The sequence below is a fragment of the Tunicatimonas pelagia genome, from assembly GCF_030506325.1.
GTDB lineage: Bacteria > Bacteroidota > Bacteroidia > Cytophagales > Cyclobacteriaceae > Tunicatimonas > Tunicatimonas pelagia.
In genome coordinates this window covers 4,566,162-4,582,389 of record NZ_CP120683.1, presented here as the reverse complement: position 1 = coordinate 4,582,389, position 16,228 = coordinate 4,566,162, and the positions used below count along the sequence as shown (strand labels likewise).

Here is a 16,228-nt window from a genome sequence, read left to right as displayed (position 1 = left end):
TTAATAATCGCTACAAATTCAGCTTATTCTTCTCCTGCACGGCATAGTCTACGGCGCGGGCGGCGAAGGCCATGTAGGTGAGGGAAGGGTTTTGAGTGCTGGTAGAAGTCATGGAAGAACCGTCGGTCACGAAGACGTTGGGGCAAGCGTGCAGTTGGTTCCACTTGTTGAGCAAGGAAGTTTTCGGGTCTTTGCCCATCCGTACCCCACCCATCTCGTGAATGTCCAGCCCGGGAGCCTGACCGGTATCGCGGGTTTTGATATCAGTGAAACCAGCTCGTTCGTACATCTCGGTGAACTGCTCAAAGAAGTCCTGGATCATCTTTTCGTCGTTATCGTCGTAGTCGATGTTGATCTTGAGTAGCGGCATACCCCACTCATCAGTCTGGCTTGGGTCCAGGCTCACAGTATTGGTTTCCTTCGGAATGGTTTCACCCATCATATGGGAGTTGACCCGCCAGTTGCCCCACTTGGGGTTCAGCAGATTATCCTTCAGCGACTGACCAATGCCATCATAATCTCGCTCGATATGGCGACGGGCTCCGAAGCCGGAGGCATAACCCCGCAAGAAGTCGGTTTCCTGCTTATACACGTTACGGAAACGAGGGATGTAGCCGGAAGTAGGTCGGCGACCCACAGTAGTATTATCCAGCTCTCCATCGTAAGCCGCCGATATTTTACCGCGATAAATATGGAAGGCTACGTACTTACCGAGCAGACCATTATCGTTACCTAATCCTTCAGGGAAGCGGTTGGATTTGGAATTAAGTAGCAGCGTATTGGTATGCAGTGCGCTAGCGTTGACAAAAATCAGCGGAGCGTAGAATTCAATGCTTTCTTTGGTCTCAGCATCAATTACCTGCACGCCGGTGGCTTTCTCCTTTCCTTCATCGTAAATGATGGATTGCACTACGGCATTCGGTCGTAAGGTCATGTTCCCGGTCTTCATTGCCCAGGGCAGGGTAGATGAGTTGCTGCTGAAGTAACCGCCAAAAGGGCAACCTCGCTGGCAAAGGTTACGGTTCATGCATTGCCCCCGCCCCTGTTCCAAGTGAATCGCCTGAGGTTCAGACAAATGCGCGCAGCGAGCGACAATCAGATTTCGCCCCGAATACTGCGTTTCTAGCTTTTCTTTAAAATACTTCTCTACGCAGTTCAAATCCATCGGCGGAAGAAATTCTCCGTCCGGTAGGTTATCCAAACCATCTTTGTTACCGGAAATTCCGGCGAACTTTTCTACGTAGCTGTACCAAGGAGCAAGATCAGCGTAGCGAATGGGCCAGTCTACGGCAAAACCATCGCGGGCGGGCCCCTCAAAATCGTAGTCGCTCCAGCGTTGCACCTGCCGTGCCCACAGTAATGATTTTCCGCCGACCTGATAGCCTCGAATCCAATCAAAGGGCTTATCCTGTACGTAAGGGTGCTCGGTATCTTTCACGAAGAAATGCTGGGTATCTTCGTGGTAAGCGTAGCAGCGGCTAATCACCGGATTGGCTTGCTGAATTTCTTCCGGAATCTGCCCCCGATGCTCAAACTCCCAGGGCATCATGTTAGTGGTAGGGTAGTCTTTAATATGCTCTACGTTACGCCCGCGTTCCAGCACTAGGGTTTTCAAGCCTTTCTCACACAATTCTTTGGCAGCCCATCCACCACTAATACCTGAGCCAATTACGATAGCATCGTAGGTACGATTATCTTTACTATCTATTGCGAAATTTGCCATTACATTATAGTTAATCCTTCGATAGAAACACAGGCTTGATAAGGGCCCGGTACGAGTTTGTAGGGAAATTTTTCGGTCATAAAGTATTCAGAAGCCATGTAGCCCTGAACGGTGTAGCGCTTAGTGATTCCCAAGAAGGCCTGGATGTCTTTCAACTGCTCGGCGGGAGAAACCTCAGCACTTTCCTTTGCTGCGGGCGCATCCTTCATTTCCATCAATTGGGTAAGAATCGCTTCATTCTCCGCTTGCTCTTTCCGGGGAAAAGGCTTCTCAAAATGAGCTTTGGTGAAGGGCACGAGTTGTTGCAGACCATTGCTAAATGCTTGTTGGTCTTCTTTTTCTATACAATCATCTACCATCACTAGAATAAAACGGTACAAATCCAGCTCTTCGGATCCCAGCGAATCGTCGCCCGGTGAGTCGTCACTGGATGATGTCTCATCGGACTCACCTTTGTTTGAAGGAAGGATAGTAGCGGCTACTTTCGCCAGTAAATCCTGAAGGTTTACATCAAGTTGTAAATTATCTAGTGCTACAGCTACGCGCTGCGGTCCGAAGTCGCAGGAGGGTAGCCAAGCTAGGCCACCAGCTAATAAAGCTGCTTGTTTTAAGGCAGATCGTCTATCCATTCGGCTATTGTTTATTTTCAATACCTCGTAAGATGCTAAAAATTTTGTAAAACCCGTAAGGTAATAACGAATGATTAGTGACAAATGATTAATAATTGCATTTCAGCCCATCATTCATTAATCATCATACATTATTCATTTAAAAGTCCGGATACAGCAGTTTAATCATACTCAGTACGGTAGCCAGATAGATAGCCGTTATCGGTAGACCAATTCGGAAGAAATCACGGAAATTATAGCCACCGGGACCGTAGACAATGAGGTTGGTTTGGTAACCAATAGGAGTTAGAAATGCCGATGAGGCCGCGTAGGCAACTCCTAAATACAGTGGCGTTCCGTCTATTTGCAAGGTGTTGCTAATAGCGTAGGCCAACGGAAACATAATAGAAACTGCCCCAACGTTGGTGATAAAGGAAGTAAGTAGCGTCGTTATAATTAGCAAACTAGCTAACACCGCAGTTGGGCCCAGTGAAGCAGTAGCTCCCAGAATTTGCTGCGCCACTAAATCGCCACTTCCGGTAGTAATCATCGCCTGACCCAGTGCCAACGAGAACACCAAAATACCCACCATATTAATATCTACTTCCCGTTTTACATCCGATAGGGCAATCATCCGTAGCCCCACCATAGCCGCAAAAATTACCAGCAACGCCGTGAATAGCGAGATAAAATCAACCAGTAGCGCAGCAATTGAAGCGATGGTCACTAGCATAAACAGAAAAGTATTCTCTCGCTTGGGTTGCAAAAATTCCTTTACCTGAGAAACAATAAAAATATCCCGGTATAAGTCAGCTCGATTGCGGAAGTCGCGACCAGCGTACAACAGCAGCAAGTCACCCTGGCGGAGCTTAATCTCTCCAATCTTACCACTTAATCGTTCCCCGTTGCGGTGAATAGCGACAATGGCTGCATCATACCGTCTACGAAAATCTATTTCTTTAGCAGTGTAGCCAATCAGGTTAGAATTCGCGCCAACCACGGCTTCAATGACTTTTACGGCATCTCTTTTTCTAGTGTCATCGTACTGTGGTAGCACCAGTCCCCGACCATTGCTGGTCAGGTCAAAGATGAACTCCGTTGCTCCTGCAAAAATCAATACATCGTTACGCTGAAGTTTTTCCTCAGGCCTCACCGGTGAAACTACTTTTTTAGTGCGAATAATCTCCACCAGGTACATTCCTTTCAGGTTTCGCAAGCCTGCTTCGGTAATAGTCTTACCAATTAGGGGTGAATTATTTTGTAGTGCCGTCTCCACCAAGTACTCCCGTTGATTTTCTTGAAAGGTATTCAGAATATCTTGGTGGTTAGGTAGCAAGCGATGACCTACCAAGGCGATGAATGAAATACCACTCAGGCAAACCGCTCCGCCAATCAATAGCAGACTTAATCCGGGAATATCTCCTACTCCATTATTAGTCATGAAACCATTGAGCACCAATGTAGTAGAGGTGCCCACCAACGTAATCATACCGCCCATAATAGTGGCATAAGACAGCGGAATTAGCAACCGAGAAGGGCTAACGTTGTATTTCCGCCCCCAGTTAAAGACGTAGGGAGTCATCAGTGCCACTACTGGAGTATTATTCACGATGGAGGAAAAGGCCGCTACCTGTATCATCATACGAAGCAAGAAACTTCGGTAGCTCAGCGGAGTATCCCGCTTACCGAGATGATAAATCCGGTCAATCATACTTTCTATCTGAAAGTTTTTGCTTAAGGCTGAACTTAGCACAACCAGAAGCACCACACTGGCAATAGACTCATTAGAAAATCCCATCAGCATCTGCTGCGGAGTGAGTATTCCTAGTAATACCAGCCCCAATACCACTCCCAAAAAGCCGACTACCGGGCGCACCCACTCACGGTAAATGGCTACAAACAATAGCACAATGCTTCCTAAAGTGATAATTTGCTGAAGATACTGAGGCAGCATACTGAATTGAGATAATTTCCTTGCTCCGAGTGCGAAGTTAGCACATAAAATTGTTTAAGTGTTATGGTACAATGGTGTTATTGTATCAGGGTGAGCAGATGATCAGGTAAACTCAGCAAGCAAAAATACAGTAACACATTAACACGGTAGCACTTCAACACCAGCACACACTAAGATTATGCTTCAACCACCGCCTTCCTTAAACTTACCGCCCTTCGATTCGCGCATGATGGCTGAGGGGGCCGTTCAGATGATTTTTGATGTTTTCCGTAAGAAGTATGTAGCCCTAACCCCCGAAGAGTGGGTTCGTCAGCACTTCGCTCACTATTTAGTCAATCACCTACATTACCCTAAGGCTTGGCTCAAAATAGAATGCGCCTTAGCTGTAAATGGTCAGAAAAAGCGAGCAGATATTGTTGCTTTTGGAAAGGATACGCAGCCTTTTCTGGTGGTGGAATGTAAATCGTACGAGGTGAAACTAAGCGAACGTACGTTTCAGCAGTCTGCATTGTACAACCATACGTTACAGGCTCCTTACTTAGCTATTACCAATGGCTTACGTCACTACTGCTGCCGTATTGATCAGCAGCAGCAACGTTTTGAGTTTCAGTCGCGGCTACCCACCTACGGTTGATTATCGCTAAAATAAAGCAACCGTAATCCCTATTTTGTAATTATTGATATCAGCAGGGCCGTCACCCGAGGTAAATAGTTCGGAGAACATATACTGCCCCGTTAAAGTAATACCTCGGAAGCCTACTTTAGCGTAAGCTCCGTAGCGCCAGGGGTTGAGGTTGTAGCGTCGCTTGAATTTATCTTCTAGGTTTCTTCCACCATCCTCAAATTTGATTTTGGTAAACGAATTGATTAGACGGCCTACTCGGCCACCTACCGCTGCCGTAAAACCTCGGTAGTTGTCTTTCGCAAAGAAACGCAACTCCAGGGGAATATCCAGATAATGTGTAGTGAGTTGGGTTTTTTGCAGGTTAGGGTATACCGTATTATCCAACTCTAAAACACGAGTAGAGTCCGTATCGCTCAAGGTGACCCCTCTAAAACTGTAATTCACAAAACCTAACCCTAGTCCAGTATGAAATGAAAGAGGAGATTTTCCAATAGGAAAAGGGTAGAGATAGTAGACGTTAAATCCGCGAGAACCCCAAGTGCGAGTGTCTAACTCGCTAGGAGCATTATCCAAAAAATTGAACCCAAAATCTATCAGTAACATACCAGGTAAATCGGGCTGTGCCCCTACCGGAGCAGTAGTAGTTTTAGTCTCTTGCGCCTGAGCCGAAGTGGTAGCCATGAGCACGAGAAGGGCTAGCCCTCCTAAAATTCTTTTATAGTTTAACACGTTGAACTAATTTTCTGTAAACTTCTTAGTTAGTAATATATCGGGCAAAGGTAAAATAATTCTAGTAGGGATAAGAGGCTTCGCTCGACATTTCGTTAAAAAACGTAGCTTTCTTTCCTGAATTGTTCTTGCCTGGAAATGAATTTATTGCTTATCTTTGCACTCCATTTATATAGATGGCCTTGTAGCTCAACTGAATAGAGCACCTGACTACGGATCAGGAGGTTTTAGGTTTGAATCCTAACAAGGTCACTTTTAAGCCTTTTATCTTATTGATTATCAGTGAGGTAAGAGGTTTTTCTTTTTTAATGGAGAGCTATTGGAGCAACCGATCAGACCTTTGCTTTCAAATTATAGATTTCACCTCCTATTATTTGTACCTTGCCGCCTTTGGCGAACAACGCTACCTGCGTGAACTCTTCGTTCGGGAAGAAAATATTAGACATTATGGTGGTGCCATCGTCGCCAAATAATTCTACCGAAGCTACATCAATAAAGAGATGCATACTAAGTATATCTCCTTCCCCTACCCGATCAGCCGTAAACCGACCGGAAAAGTCCTCAGAAAAATCTGTTTCCCCGGCATTGGTTCTGTCTACAAAATATTCTTGATCCACTAGATTGTAGCCTATAATTACCTCCTCACCTAAACTGTTCGATAATTTTACTCCTATTTCACGGGCAGTTGCTTCACTTATATCGAACTCTACTTTTAGCTCTAGTGTGGGCGATGGTTGAGTGAGTTGCGAACTAATACTTCGATTTCCTTGCAGCGTAGTAGCTTCCAGAGCAATGCTGTCTTTTCGCAGCACGTACAATTCATCAACTGGCTGGGAAGCCACTCGTAGACCGGCTTCGGTTTTTACCAGATGCAAAGTACGGGGCACGGTCATCGCGCTACGCCAAGTGTAGGTTGGCACTTCTTGACCATACTGCCAATTGCTCATCCAACCTAAAAAAATACGCCGTTCATCTGACTCAGGAATATCTGACCAGGTAACTCCGGCGTAGTTATCTTTTCCATAATCCAGCCAGAGCGACATATCATCAGGGTTATCGTTAGTAAATGTCGTTCCGTCGAAGTCACCGACAAAGTACTGGGTAGCTGAGCCGCCGTTCGGCCCACCCGGATTAATACTGAGCAACAACACCCACTTTTGCTCTCCACTATCGGCGGTCAACCGAAATAAATCGGGACACTCCCACACTCCGCCGTGGGAACCGCTATTTTCGCCAAATTCGCTCAGATAGCTCCACTCCGTGAGGTTTGGTGATTCGTACAAGTGGATTCGGTCGTCTACGGCTAGTACCATCACCCACCGCCCGGCGGCTCGATTCTGGTCAGCCTCGTACCAAAATACTTTAGGGTCACGAAAGTCTTTGATTCCCGGATTCTCTATTACCGGATTCCCCTCGTACTTCGCCCAGGTTCGTCCTCGGTCGTTACTGTACGCCAGCCCTTGCGTTTGAAGGTAGTTATCTTCATTCTCATCCGCTGGATCGTGATAAGTAAAAATCGCAATCAAGGGCGGATTACCGTCTGTGCCCAAACTAGAAGTATTATTATGATCTACTATAGCACTGCCCGAAAATATGTAGCCTAAACTATCGGGATACAAAGCAATTGGTAAGTGTTCCCAATGCACCAGATCTTCGCTCACAGCGTGCCCCCAGTGCATGGGTCCCCACACATTGCTATCGGGGTAATGCTGGTAGAATAGGTGGTACTCGCCATCGTAAAATACCATACCATTGGGGTCGTTCATCCACTGCTGAGGTGGAGTGAAGTGATACACCAACCGATACTGTTCGCCAGAGTCGGTTGAGTCGGCCTTAACAGCTTTAGCCGTTTCTGGAGTGGTCGGTTGGCAGCCTATTACAAGTGCCAGTAGCCTTACGGTAGCTATGTGTAGAAGTGTGTTCATTCGTGATAAGTTACGTTATGTAAAATGCCTATTCGTACCCAATGTTCGGTAACCAAATATAAGAAGACAATTAGTAGCCAGTAAAGAAGGTGTGCCAATAAAAAACCCAGCCGTAGCTGGGAAAAACGTATTACTCGCTAGTATTTTACGAAGAGCCTGTTTTTTACAGCTCCCCAAAGCAATACCTTGTTCACTTCCATAGCTTTGGGGGCATAAAACTGAAACGAAAATTATAATGAATAATTGAGAGATGCTCGGTCAAATATGGGCATAACTTACATGCTACACCTAATTTTTCTAAAAAATGAATGAGGTAAAAATTTGCTAAACTTGTTATTTGCCTCGGTTACCCAGCCAAACACCTACTGCGGAGAGAATGAAGACAACGGCTAGGCCAATAAGTAAAATTGTGTTAGTATCCATGAGTTCGGTTAGTTAGTCTTATCGTGCTGATTTTGGGCAAATATTATAAATTTTCTGCCAATTAATAAAAAAAGCGACACAGTTTTACCTGTGTCGCATCAACTAACTGTTGTTAATTGTAAATAAAAAGATAAACTCTGTGATTAGTTAAAAAAGTAATATATGCTTAATTAAGTTTAAAAAATTGAGTCTATCTACCAACCCTCACTTCGCCTATAGATAGACAAACCTATTGCCAGAAATCTTATTTTTCTAGTAAAATGGTTTACACCTCACCGTAATCAACTAATTATCAATTATTTATAATTTCAACTCTTCCAATAACTGCTTCTGCTTGGTCTTGCGCCAAAAAGTAAAATCACTCAAAAAAGGGTACATAATTCCCCACCAGTGGGTATTCCGAGCAACTAATCCACACTATTGAAAAAGCTACTGATCAAGCCATGTTCTGAAGGCTGATACCCGATCGCGACTTACCAGCACATCGCTATCGTTGCTGTGTCTGAGGTGAAGCTTAAGCCGACTGCTGGAGTAGGTAATAATATCATCGATAGCCGAAAGGCCGACAATGTATTTACGGCTGATGCGAAAAAATTGGGCAGGATCAACCATCTGCTCTACCTGATCGAGTGAGTAATCAATAATGTAGTGTTTGCCTTCAACCGTTTGCAAATAAGTTACTTTAGCTTGGCTGAAAAAATACAGTATCTTTTCCGAAGGAATGGCTTTAATACGCTCACCTATTTTCACCACAAAGCGGTTCTTGTACCCTGGCGATTGTAGCATCTGCAACGCTTGCTGAAGTTGAGTTAGGCCGGGCACTGCCGAAGTAGTTGTCTCCACCTGCTTTTGATGATAACTGCGGTATTTGTCCAAAGCCGCTTCTAGCTCCTCTTCGTCAATGGGTTTGAGCAGATAATCAATACTGTTGACCTTGAAGGCCTGAATGGCGTACTGGTCGTAGGCTGTGGTGAAAATAACCGGAACCGTAATCTGAACGTGTTCAAAAATCTCAAAACTCAGTCCATCCGCCAGTTGAATATCCATAAAGACCAAATCAGGAGCAGAATTGTTCTGCCACCACTCTACCGAGTGCTTTACTGAGTCTAACTGGGCAACAATTTCAGCCTCAGGAGCATGTTGCCGAATTAGTGCGGTAATGTGCCTTGCAGCAGCTTTTTCGTCTTCAATAATTAGAATGTTCATTCCGAGAATCTTTAATTTCAGGAAGGTTTATGCCATTTCCAGAGTTAGCAGCGGTAGTTTTACAATAAATTTATCCGGCCCATTTTTTATTTCCACTTCCCGACCGGAGAGATGAGCGTAACGCGACTGGATGTTTTTCAGCCCTAACCCAGATGAGTATTCGTGCGAAGTTTTGGGTTGAAGCGTATTTTCTATTACCAATGAATCATTGTTTTCTAAGTAGATACGAACACGCAGTGGCTGGTCGTCCGAAACAATATTATGCTTAACTGCATTTTCCAATAGCATCTGTAGTGACAACGGTAAAACCATCGCTTCGCTTTCCGGTACTTGAATATCAACTCGAAGATTATTTTCAAATCGAATTTTCTGAAGAAATACGTAGGCTTGTACAAACTGTAGCTCATCACGTAATGGCACTACTTCCTTTTGCTGGTTGTCGAGCACGTAGCGATACACGTCCGACAGTTTCTTAATAAACTTAGCTGCCTGCTTTTGATCTTCGTACACCAGTGAGGTAAGTGCATTGAGGCTGTTAAACAGAAAGTGCGGGTTCACCTGATTCTTTAGCGACTCGTACTGCGAAGCCACCCGCTCGGTTTTCAGCTTCTCAGCTTCAATAGCCGCTTGTCGCCAACTAAGTAAAAAGCTTCGGCTAGTCAGGAAAACCATAATTACAATAGTAATGCCCAGCGGTAGAAGCATATTTTCCAGATAGTACTCCTCCCAAGTAGCTGCACAATCACAACGTGGTTCCCAGATTAGTTTAGCCGCTACGAATTGCACTAGCAAAATGGCTACAAATGAGTAAGCAAACATCACTACCACTCCTAATATTAGCCGTTTAATTGGCTGGTCAATCCACGGTACTAATTGGGTTAGATACCTACTCAAATATCCGTTTCCTTCGCCAAGAAAAAAGGTGTAGGCAATAGACATCAGTACACTTGGCCAATGGCGTTGCAGAATCTCACTCCAGCTTAGTGAATCTGATGATTGCAGCGCAATAATCGGCACCATAATCAGTGTACCTACCAGTGCTGAGAATCGTAAAGAAGACCCAATTTGCCTATAGAGTGATACGCGCATGAAGCAATTTTTGACGAAATATAGTAAATTGCCTCCATAGCCCCTAGCCAGTTTAATCACCGGATGAAGCGTACCCAATTGTCCGGTAACTACTGAGCGCATCGCTGTTGAACTGCTTGAGCTGTAGCTTCTCCCCACTGAGGCATCAGGGTATTTTCAGTTTCTCCGTTTTCATACTTTACCACTGCTTGGTTGATAAGCCCGCAAGCTTCGGAAGTATCGCCACCAAAAAATTGAGCGGTGCCGTACTGCATTTGCCCCAGCAGCAAAAAGGCTCGAGGGTTATCAGGATTCATCTGAGCGGCTCGCGCCAGCGTTTGGGTTGCTTTACCCGCCAGCTCCGGTCCCCGACTGGTAGGGTCTACCGTTACCCGAATCATATGGATGTACCCTTGTAAAGTAACTAGTTCCGATTCATCTGAAGTCAGTTGCTTCGCCTGATCTAAGTATTCCTGAGCCTGATCCAGACTCTCATCTTTCTGTTCACCACTCTCGCTCATTGCTCCCTGAATGATGTAAGCGTAACTGGCGTAGTACAACGGTAGCCACTCGCTTTGCTCAACTTGGGCAATACGAAGAAACTGATTGGCTGCTGCCTGATAAGCATTGGGTGACTCGGCAGTTTCCAGTTGACCAATAGCTTGTTGCATCGCTTTTTCGTAAGCAGGGTTGCCCGCAAAACTTAAAGTAACAAACCAAAATAGGATAGTTGAAATAAATAAACGTTTCATAATTATTAGAATTTAAATGGTTCAATGGTTCGATTGCTAAATTGTTGAATGGTTAAACTGTCATTAGTCATTGGGTGACAAGTTTGTATGTTTCAGGCTAGTGTATACTACCACCTCCCAACTCTGTTTTAATGCCAAGCTATCTCCGGTCTCCAGATTCCGGTCTCCGTCCTCCGTTTACAGTGTATCCAACTGATTTTTCATTTTGTCTTTGCTCAGTGTGATAAACAGGCCGACAAAGAAAAAGCGAGGAGCCGTAGGACGAACCGGAACACGATGGTAGCTACCAGACTCGTTAGGCTGCGAAGCATAATTGTAGCCGAAAACATTGTCGCGCCCTAAAACATTAGTGGCGGCGGCATAAAGGATAATGTGTTGTCTGATCAGCCAAGCGGCATTTACACTTAGACTATGAAAGGCTTTGGTTCGGTCGGCGTGGAACTCCGGCTGCTCTGGGTTGAAATACGGTCGTCCGCTAGCGAAGGAATAAGCAGCTCCAAGCTGGGTTCGCCAATTGGTCATAAAGTATTTACCTACGGCTGAAAAGTTATGCTTGGAAGCAAAGGTCGGTACGGCCGCAGTTGGAAAATCTTGGTAATTACGCTCAGTGTCTAATAACGAATACGAAACCCAGTAGTCCAGATTGTTTACGGACTGGCGATCGCGCCAGAAAATATCCAGCCCCCGAGCGTAGCCCTCACCCTGGTTATTGTAAGCGAGCGGATTGCCGGGTTGCGCGGGATCAAACTTCGTAAGTTGCTGATATTGTTTGTGGTATACTTCCGCCCGGAAAGTACGACCGGTTTGTGTAATCTGGTAGTTGGCAATATAGTGCGCCGCCCGTTCATCCGTTAAGTCGGCATTGATAAGGCGATAATCGGGCTGAGAACTTTGGTTGAAGGTTCCGTAAGATAAAGAGACCTGACTATCTTTTCCGGTTTTGTAAGCGAGCGAAGCCCGGGGTGAAGCATTCCAAATGTCAGTGTGTTTGGCGTATTCGGTTCGTACTCCTAGGCGAGATACCAAACGCTTAGTAAGATACGCATCAGTTTCTACAAATTGCGATAGTCGGCGATCAACCAACGATAGGTTCGCCGAGCTTACGCCTTCAGAAGTTGGCATTTCCCAGTCGTACTGATCTTGGAAGTACTCCGCCCCTACGCGGATGGCTACATTGGAGTTTAGATCATATGTTCCCACTGATTTGGCGTGTACGCTTTGCTGTTGCTGCCGCATGGGTGCTTGATCAATAGTAACTTGTTGTTCATCATAAGTATACGATACTCCTGTATTCCAAATCCATTTTTTGCCCATTACTTCCTGAAAGGATGCATTCGCGTAGAGATTATCGTTTTCTAGCGATACTAAATTTGTATTGGGCAATTGCTCTACGTTGGGCTGATGCAATGCCAGTTGGCTACGGCTGGCCTGGGTGTATAGCTTCATCATTCCGGTAGCCGACGTTTTTTGGCGGTAAGCGGCTGAACCACTCCACGCTTTCGGAGCCGTCATCCACTGAACATCCTGCGGAACCGCCCACTGGTAAGCGGTTAAGTCAGTATAGCCACCTTCTACCCAAACTGACGATTGGTCCCAGCGGTGCTGATGCGATACGTTTCCACCTACCGTCATCAGCGATATATCAGTTTGAGTTTGCTCAGCTAGATCGTTAGTATTGAGTAGTAAGGCTGATGATAGAGCTTGTCCGTATTCAGCCGAATAGCCTCCGGTGTTGAACGTAGTTCCTTTGAACAGAAAGGGTGAGAACCTTCCCCGCGTCGGTATTCCCGGAACCGAAGCATTGAACGGACTATGCGATAACATTCCATCAATAAACACTTTCGTTTCGTGCCCATCCCCACCCCGAACAAATAGGCGACCATCTTCCCCTACGGTTTGGGTGCCGGGTAACGTTTGTAGTGCTCCGGCAATATCGCCCATCGCCCCAGCCGTAGTCACAATATCGAGTGGCTTCAAGGCGATGGCCTGATGTTTATCACCGGCTTCAAATGACCCAGCACTGATTGTCACTCCTTGTAGCGTATGACTAGCCTCCTGAAGTTGAATATTTAGCGAAGCGGTAGGGTCAGAAGCCATAACCAGTCGCTGTTGCGTTTGGTAACCAACCGCGCTAATAACCAGATAAGATGTATCCGTCGGCTCAGCAGTGAAGGAGTACGCTCCGGTAGTATCAGTAGTAGCTCCTGAGTAGGTATTCTGCAAATAGACATTGGCCCCCACTACGGGCTGAGCACCGTCAGTTACTACCCCCGACCACGTGGTTTGACCCCATAAATAGCTGCTATTGATGAGGATTAAGAGTATTAAACCGTAAGAAATGTAAGTGAAATTACGCATAGCCGTGTGATTTTGATGAGGCTAAGGTGCGTATTTGAGCCGATGCTAACGAATTAAACTAACCGAATGGTAGAATTTCGCGGACGAACCGTAAAAAACGATGACCTACCGGCATTGCATAGTAAATTACTATGAAACACTACGCTGTAAGTTCTACCGCTATTCCGGTTACTTGTTTCCGACAAAAAGAGGTTGCTTTGAATATGAATTGTTTCAAGTTCAATCAGCTTGCCCCCCAATCGCAGCTCCAGTACATTTATGACGACTGCCGATTACTTGATTTTATCATCGAGATTGAGGGTTCAAAACAGGACGCTCGGTGCCTCTATTACGACGGCCAATTATTTATTGAAGTGCATTTTGATGGATTGCAGGGCGATCGGGTGAAAGAAATCTGCTCCTATCCTACTGTTAATCAACTATCGCACTGGTACGAACAGGTTAATCTATCGGCGATATTTCAGAATGTTCCTAAAGACTAGCGAGGAATAGGCTCGTAGGTTGACGCTTCTACCAACGGTCGGCGCATCAGGTAGCGGGTATCACAACTATCGCTACTATACGCCTGTACCAACTCCCATCCTTGCTCATTCATAAAATTTAAGATATCTACTACCGAATTAAACTCCAGCGGACGTCGCGTCTCGGGGTCGCGTAATTTATCTACTAAACTTAACAGCCCCCGCCGGGGTGGTTGCCCGAAGTCCACGCGCACGTGGCAAAACGGCGAGCCAAAATTCCATTCTACATCTACCTCGCAATATTCCTCAGTTCGCAGTGGTTGATCTTGAGAATAGGCGATTAGGCTGGTGATAAAAAGCAATGAGGTGCAGAAAAAATATTTCATAATCGGAATAGGTTATGTTGCTATTCCGAAGAGTATCAAAATTAGTACCGAAATCGGGATAATCTCAACTGTTGCTCATACTTCATTCCAGGGTCGCACCTGGTATCGGGTGCGGTTCTGAATATCTTTTCCACCGTACACCAACGTTTGTGATTCCACCTTTCCTTTAGCAATAGATGAGAAGTAATCCATCCCCTTAAACATTTTAGGAAGAACAGTCTGAGATGACTTACTGACGCGGAATAATAGCCATATGGCAAACTTACGCATATTTTGAAATTACATAAACTTTATTTTGAATTTGCATAGCCTTATAGCCTAGGCGGTAATTCTGTAATCGAGATCGCCCTTGATTTATAAACTTGAGCCTCACCCCATTCAATCATAGTTTTAATATCATCTACCGAATGCTGGTGTATGGCTTTCATACGTTCATAATTTAGATATCGAGCGAATGTTGAGTTTCTGCCGTTAACAAATTTTTCTATTTTAGAAAAAATTACCCGGCGTGTCCGACAACAACCTAGAGTTACAGCAAATTTCCAAAGAATTTCCTGGCGTGAAAGCGCTAGACCAGGTTTCGCTGACTGTACAAGCGGGCGAAGTACACGCCCTATGCGGTGAGAACGGAGCGGGAAAAAGCACGCTGATGAACGTCCTATCGGGGAATTTGCAGCCTAACAACGGCAGCATTCGCTGGAAAGGGCAGGAGGTGCAGATTCTCGATCCAATTGAAGCTCAACGACTCGGTATCGCCATTGTATATCAGGAACGAAGTTTAGTGGAGACACTGAGCGTAGCTGAAAATATCTTCATCCGCAACAAGCCTCGCAACCGCTTCGGTCTGATTGATTTCCCTCAGCTTAACCGTAAAACCCAAGAGCTACTAAAGCAATTGGGGCTGTCAGATATTCGTCCGCAAAGTTTGATAAGCTCTTTGTCTACTGCTAAGCAACAGATGGTAGAGATTGCTAAAGCTCTCTCCCAAAAACCGGAATTACTAATTCTAGACGAGCCTACTGCTTCTATCACTGAAGTAGAGACCAAAATTCTGTTCAGCATTATCCAACGGCTAAAACAGCAAGATGTATCGGTCATTTACATCTCCCACCGCATGGCCGAAATCTTCGAGATTGCCGACCGAGTTTCAATCTTAAAAGACGGACAGCACCAGGGTACATTTGCTATTGGCGAAGTAACGGTAGATACGCTCATTCGCAAAATGGTCGGGCGTGATTTACAGGTGCAGGACACTCAGAACCACACCCAAGGCGAGGTAGTGCTGGAAGTAAAGGATCTGCAAGGAGAACGCTTTCGTAATGTGAGCTTTCAGCTAAGAAAAGGTGAAATTCTGGCGTTGGCTGGACTAGTGGGTGCCGGACGTACCGAAGTAGCCCGCGCTATTTTAGGTGCTGATCCTATTTTAGGTGGAAAAGTTTTGCTAGAGGGAAAACCTGTAAAAATAGACCATCCAAAAGACGCTATCCAGCGAGGAATTGGCTATCTGCCCGAGTCCCGTAAAACCCAGGGACTGTTTCTGGATATGAGCGTAGCTGATAATGTGGTAGCAGCTAACTTAGAAACAGTTGCGGAACGAGGTATTTTGAAGCCCCGGCAGATTAAACAAGAAGCCGAAGATTATATCCGGCAACTTCGCATTATTACTCCCAGCAGCCAGCAGAAGGTACTGAACCTGAGCGGCGGAAATCAGCAAAAAGTAGTACTCGCCAAGTGGTTGATGCGTCAGCCTAAAGTGTTTATCGTAGATGAACCGACGCACGGCGTAGATGTAGGCGCAAAATCCGAGATTTATGCTATCTTGAACGAGCTTACCCAACAGGGAGTAAGTATCTTATTGATTTCTTCGGAGTTGCCGGAAGTGCTGTTGCTTAGTGACCGAATTCTGGTAATGTGGAACGGTATCATTACCGCCGAACTCACCCGCGAACAAGCTACCGAAGAAGAAATTATGCATTACGCCTCCGGCACTAAAACTATGTACGCCTAAAC

General features: G+C 45.5%; 14 protein-coding genes and 1 tRNA gene. 4 read left to right on the top strand and 11 right to left on the bottom strand.

The window, feature by feature from the left end; genetic code table 11:
- Nucleotides 1–10 precede the first annotated feature (10 nt).
- The 3 genes from P0M28_RS19680 to P0M28_RS19670 all read right to left on the bottom strand — a co-directional run bounded on the left by P0M28_RS19680 (nucleotide 11) and on the right by P0M28_RS19670 (nucleotide 4,285).
- Nucleotides 11–1,723, bottom strand: coding sequence for a GMC oxidoreductase (locus P0M28_RS19680; RefSeq protein WP_302204456.1), 1,713 nt, complete (start codon nucleotides 1,721–1,723; stop codon nucleotides 11–13).
- Nucleotides 1,723–2,352 carry a gluconate 2-dehydrogenase subunit 3 family protein gene (locus tag P0M28_RS19675; RefSeq protein WP_302204455.1) on the bottom strand — a complete coding sequence of 210 codons (630 nt, stop codon included), beginning with the start codon at nucleotides 2,350–2,352 and terminating at the stop codon, nucleotides 1,723–1,725. The genes P0M28_RS19680 and P0M28_RS19675 overlap by 1 nt, the downstream gene beginning before the upstream one ends.
- A 139-nt stretch (nucleotides 2,353–2,491) precedes the next feature.
- The gene (locus P0M28_RS19670) at nucleotides 2,492–4,285 is read right to left on the bottom strand and encodes an SLC13 family permease (protein ID WP_302204454.1); all 1,794 of its coding nucleotides are present in this window, start codon (nucleotides 4,283–4,285) and stop codon (nucleotides 2,492–2,494) included.
- Nucleotides 4,286–4,463: 178 nt separating this feature from the next.
- Here P0M28_RS19670 and P0M28_RS19665 point away from each other — a divergent pair, with 178 nt between their 5' ends.
- On the top strand, nucleotides 4,464–4,919 hold the full coding sequence (locus P0M28_RS19665; RefSeq protein ID WP_302204453.1) for a type I restriction enzyme HsdR N-terminal domain-containing protein: 456 nt from the start codon (nucleotides 4,464–4,466) through the stop codon (nucleotides 4,917–4,919).
- Between the two features lie 6 nt (nucleotides 4,920–4,925).
- Here P0M28_RS19665 and P0M28_RS19660 read toward each other — a convergent pair whose 3' ends face one another.
- Complete coding sequence (locus P0M28_RS19660; protein WP_302204451.1) at nucleotides 4,926–5,639, bottom strand: outer membrane beta-barrel protein; 714 nt, start codon at nucleotides 5,637–5,639, stop codon at nucleotides 4,926–4,928.
- Nucleotides 5,640–5,817: 178 nt separating this feature from the next.
- Here P0M28_RS19660 and P0M28_RS19655 point away from each other — a divergent pair.
- Nucleotides 5,818–5,891: transfer RNA gene (locus P0M28_RS19655), tRNA-Arg, on the top strand.
- Nucleotides 5,892–5,971: 80 nt separating this feature from the next.
- On the opposite strand, the gene P0M28_RS19650 is transcribed toward P0M28_RS19655, so the two are convergent.
- The 5 genes from P0M28_RS19650 to P0M28_RS19630 form a co-directional block, all read right to left on the bottom strand.
- On the bottom strand, nucleotides 5,972–7,564 hold the full coding sequence (locus P0M28_RS19650; protein ID WP_302204450.1) for a glycoside hydrolase family 32 protein: 1,593 nt from the start codon (nucleotides 7,562–7,564) through the stop codon (nucleotides 5,972–5,974).
- An 852-nt stretch (nucleotides 7,565–8,416) separates the two neighbouring features.
- Nucleotides 8,417–9,193, bottom strand: coding sequence for a LytR/AlgR family response regulator transcription factor (locus tag P0M28_RS19645; protein WP_302204448.1), 777 nt, complete (start codon nucleotides 9,191–9,193; stop codon nucleotides 8,417–8,419).
- Between the two features lie 27 nt (nucleotides 9,194–9,220).
- Nucleotides 9,221–10,282 carry a sensor histidine kinase gene (locus P0M28_RS19640; protein ID WP_302204446.1) on the bottom strand — a complete coding sequence of 354 codons (1,062 nt, stop codon included), beginning with the start codon at nucleotides 10,280–10,282 and terminating at the stop codon, nucleotides 9,221–9,223.
- An 89-nt stretch (nucleotides 10,283–10,371) separates the two neighbouring features.
- The gene (locus tag P0M28_RS19635; protein WP_302204445.1) at nucleotides 10,372–11,013 is read right to left on the bottom strand and encodes a hypothetical protein; all 642 of its coding nucleotides are present in this window, start codon (nucleotides 11,011–11,013) and stop codon (nucleotides 10,372–10,374) included.
- Between the two features lie 177 nt (nucleotides 11,014–11,190).
- The gene (locus P0M28_RS19630) at nucleotides 11,191–13,371 is read right to left on the bottom strand and encodes a TonB-dependent receptor (RefSeq protein ID WP_302204443.1); all 2,181 of its coding nucleotides are present in this window, start codon (nucleotides 13,369–13,371) and stop codon (nucleotides 11,191–11,193) included.
- Between the two features lie 131 nt (nucleotides 13,372–13,502).
- On the opposite strand from P0M28_RS19630, the gene P0M28_RS19625 reads away from it, so the two are divergent.
- A complete protein-coding gene (locus P0M28_RS19625; protein WP_302204441.1) occupies nucleotides 13,503–13,853 on the top strand; it encodes a hypothetical protein in 351 nt (116 codons plus the stop codon).
- Here the strand turns inward: P0M28_RS19625 and P0M28_RS19620 are convergent.
- Both P0M28_RS19620 and P0M28_RS19615 read right to left on the bottom strand, forming a co-directional pair.
- Entirely contained in the window at nucleotides 13,850–14,218 is a 369-nt protein-coding gene (locus P0M28_RS19620; RefSeq protein ID WP_302204439.1) for a hypothetical protein, read from the bottom strand. The two genes, P0M28_RS19625 and P0M28_RS19620, sit on opposite strands and share 4 nt — an antisense overlap.
- Before the next feature lie 75 nt (nucleotides 14,219–14,293).
- Complete coding sequence (locus P0M28_RS19615) at nucleotides 14,294–14,488, bottom strand: hypothetical protein (protein WP_302204437.1); 195 nt, start codon at nucleotides 14,486–14,488, stop codon at nucleotides 14,294–14,296.
- Nucleotides 14,489–14,726: 238 nt separating this feature from the next.
- On the opposite strand from P0M28_RS19615, the gene P0M28_RS19610 reads away from it, so the two are divergent.
- Nucleotides 14,727–16,226: a sugar ABC transporter ATP-binding protein gene (locus P0M28_RS19610; RefSeq protein WP_302204436.1), complete on the top strand. Its 1,500-nt coding sequence runs from the start codon at nucleotides 14,727–14,729 to the stop codon at nucleotides 16,224–16,226.
- Nucleotides 16,227–16,228 lie beyond the last annotated feature (2 nt).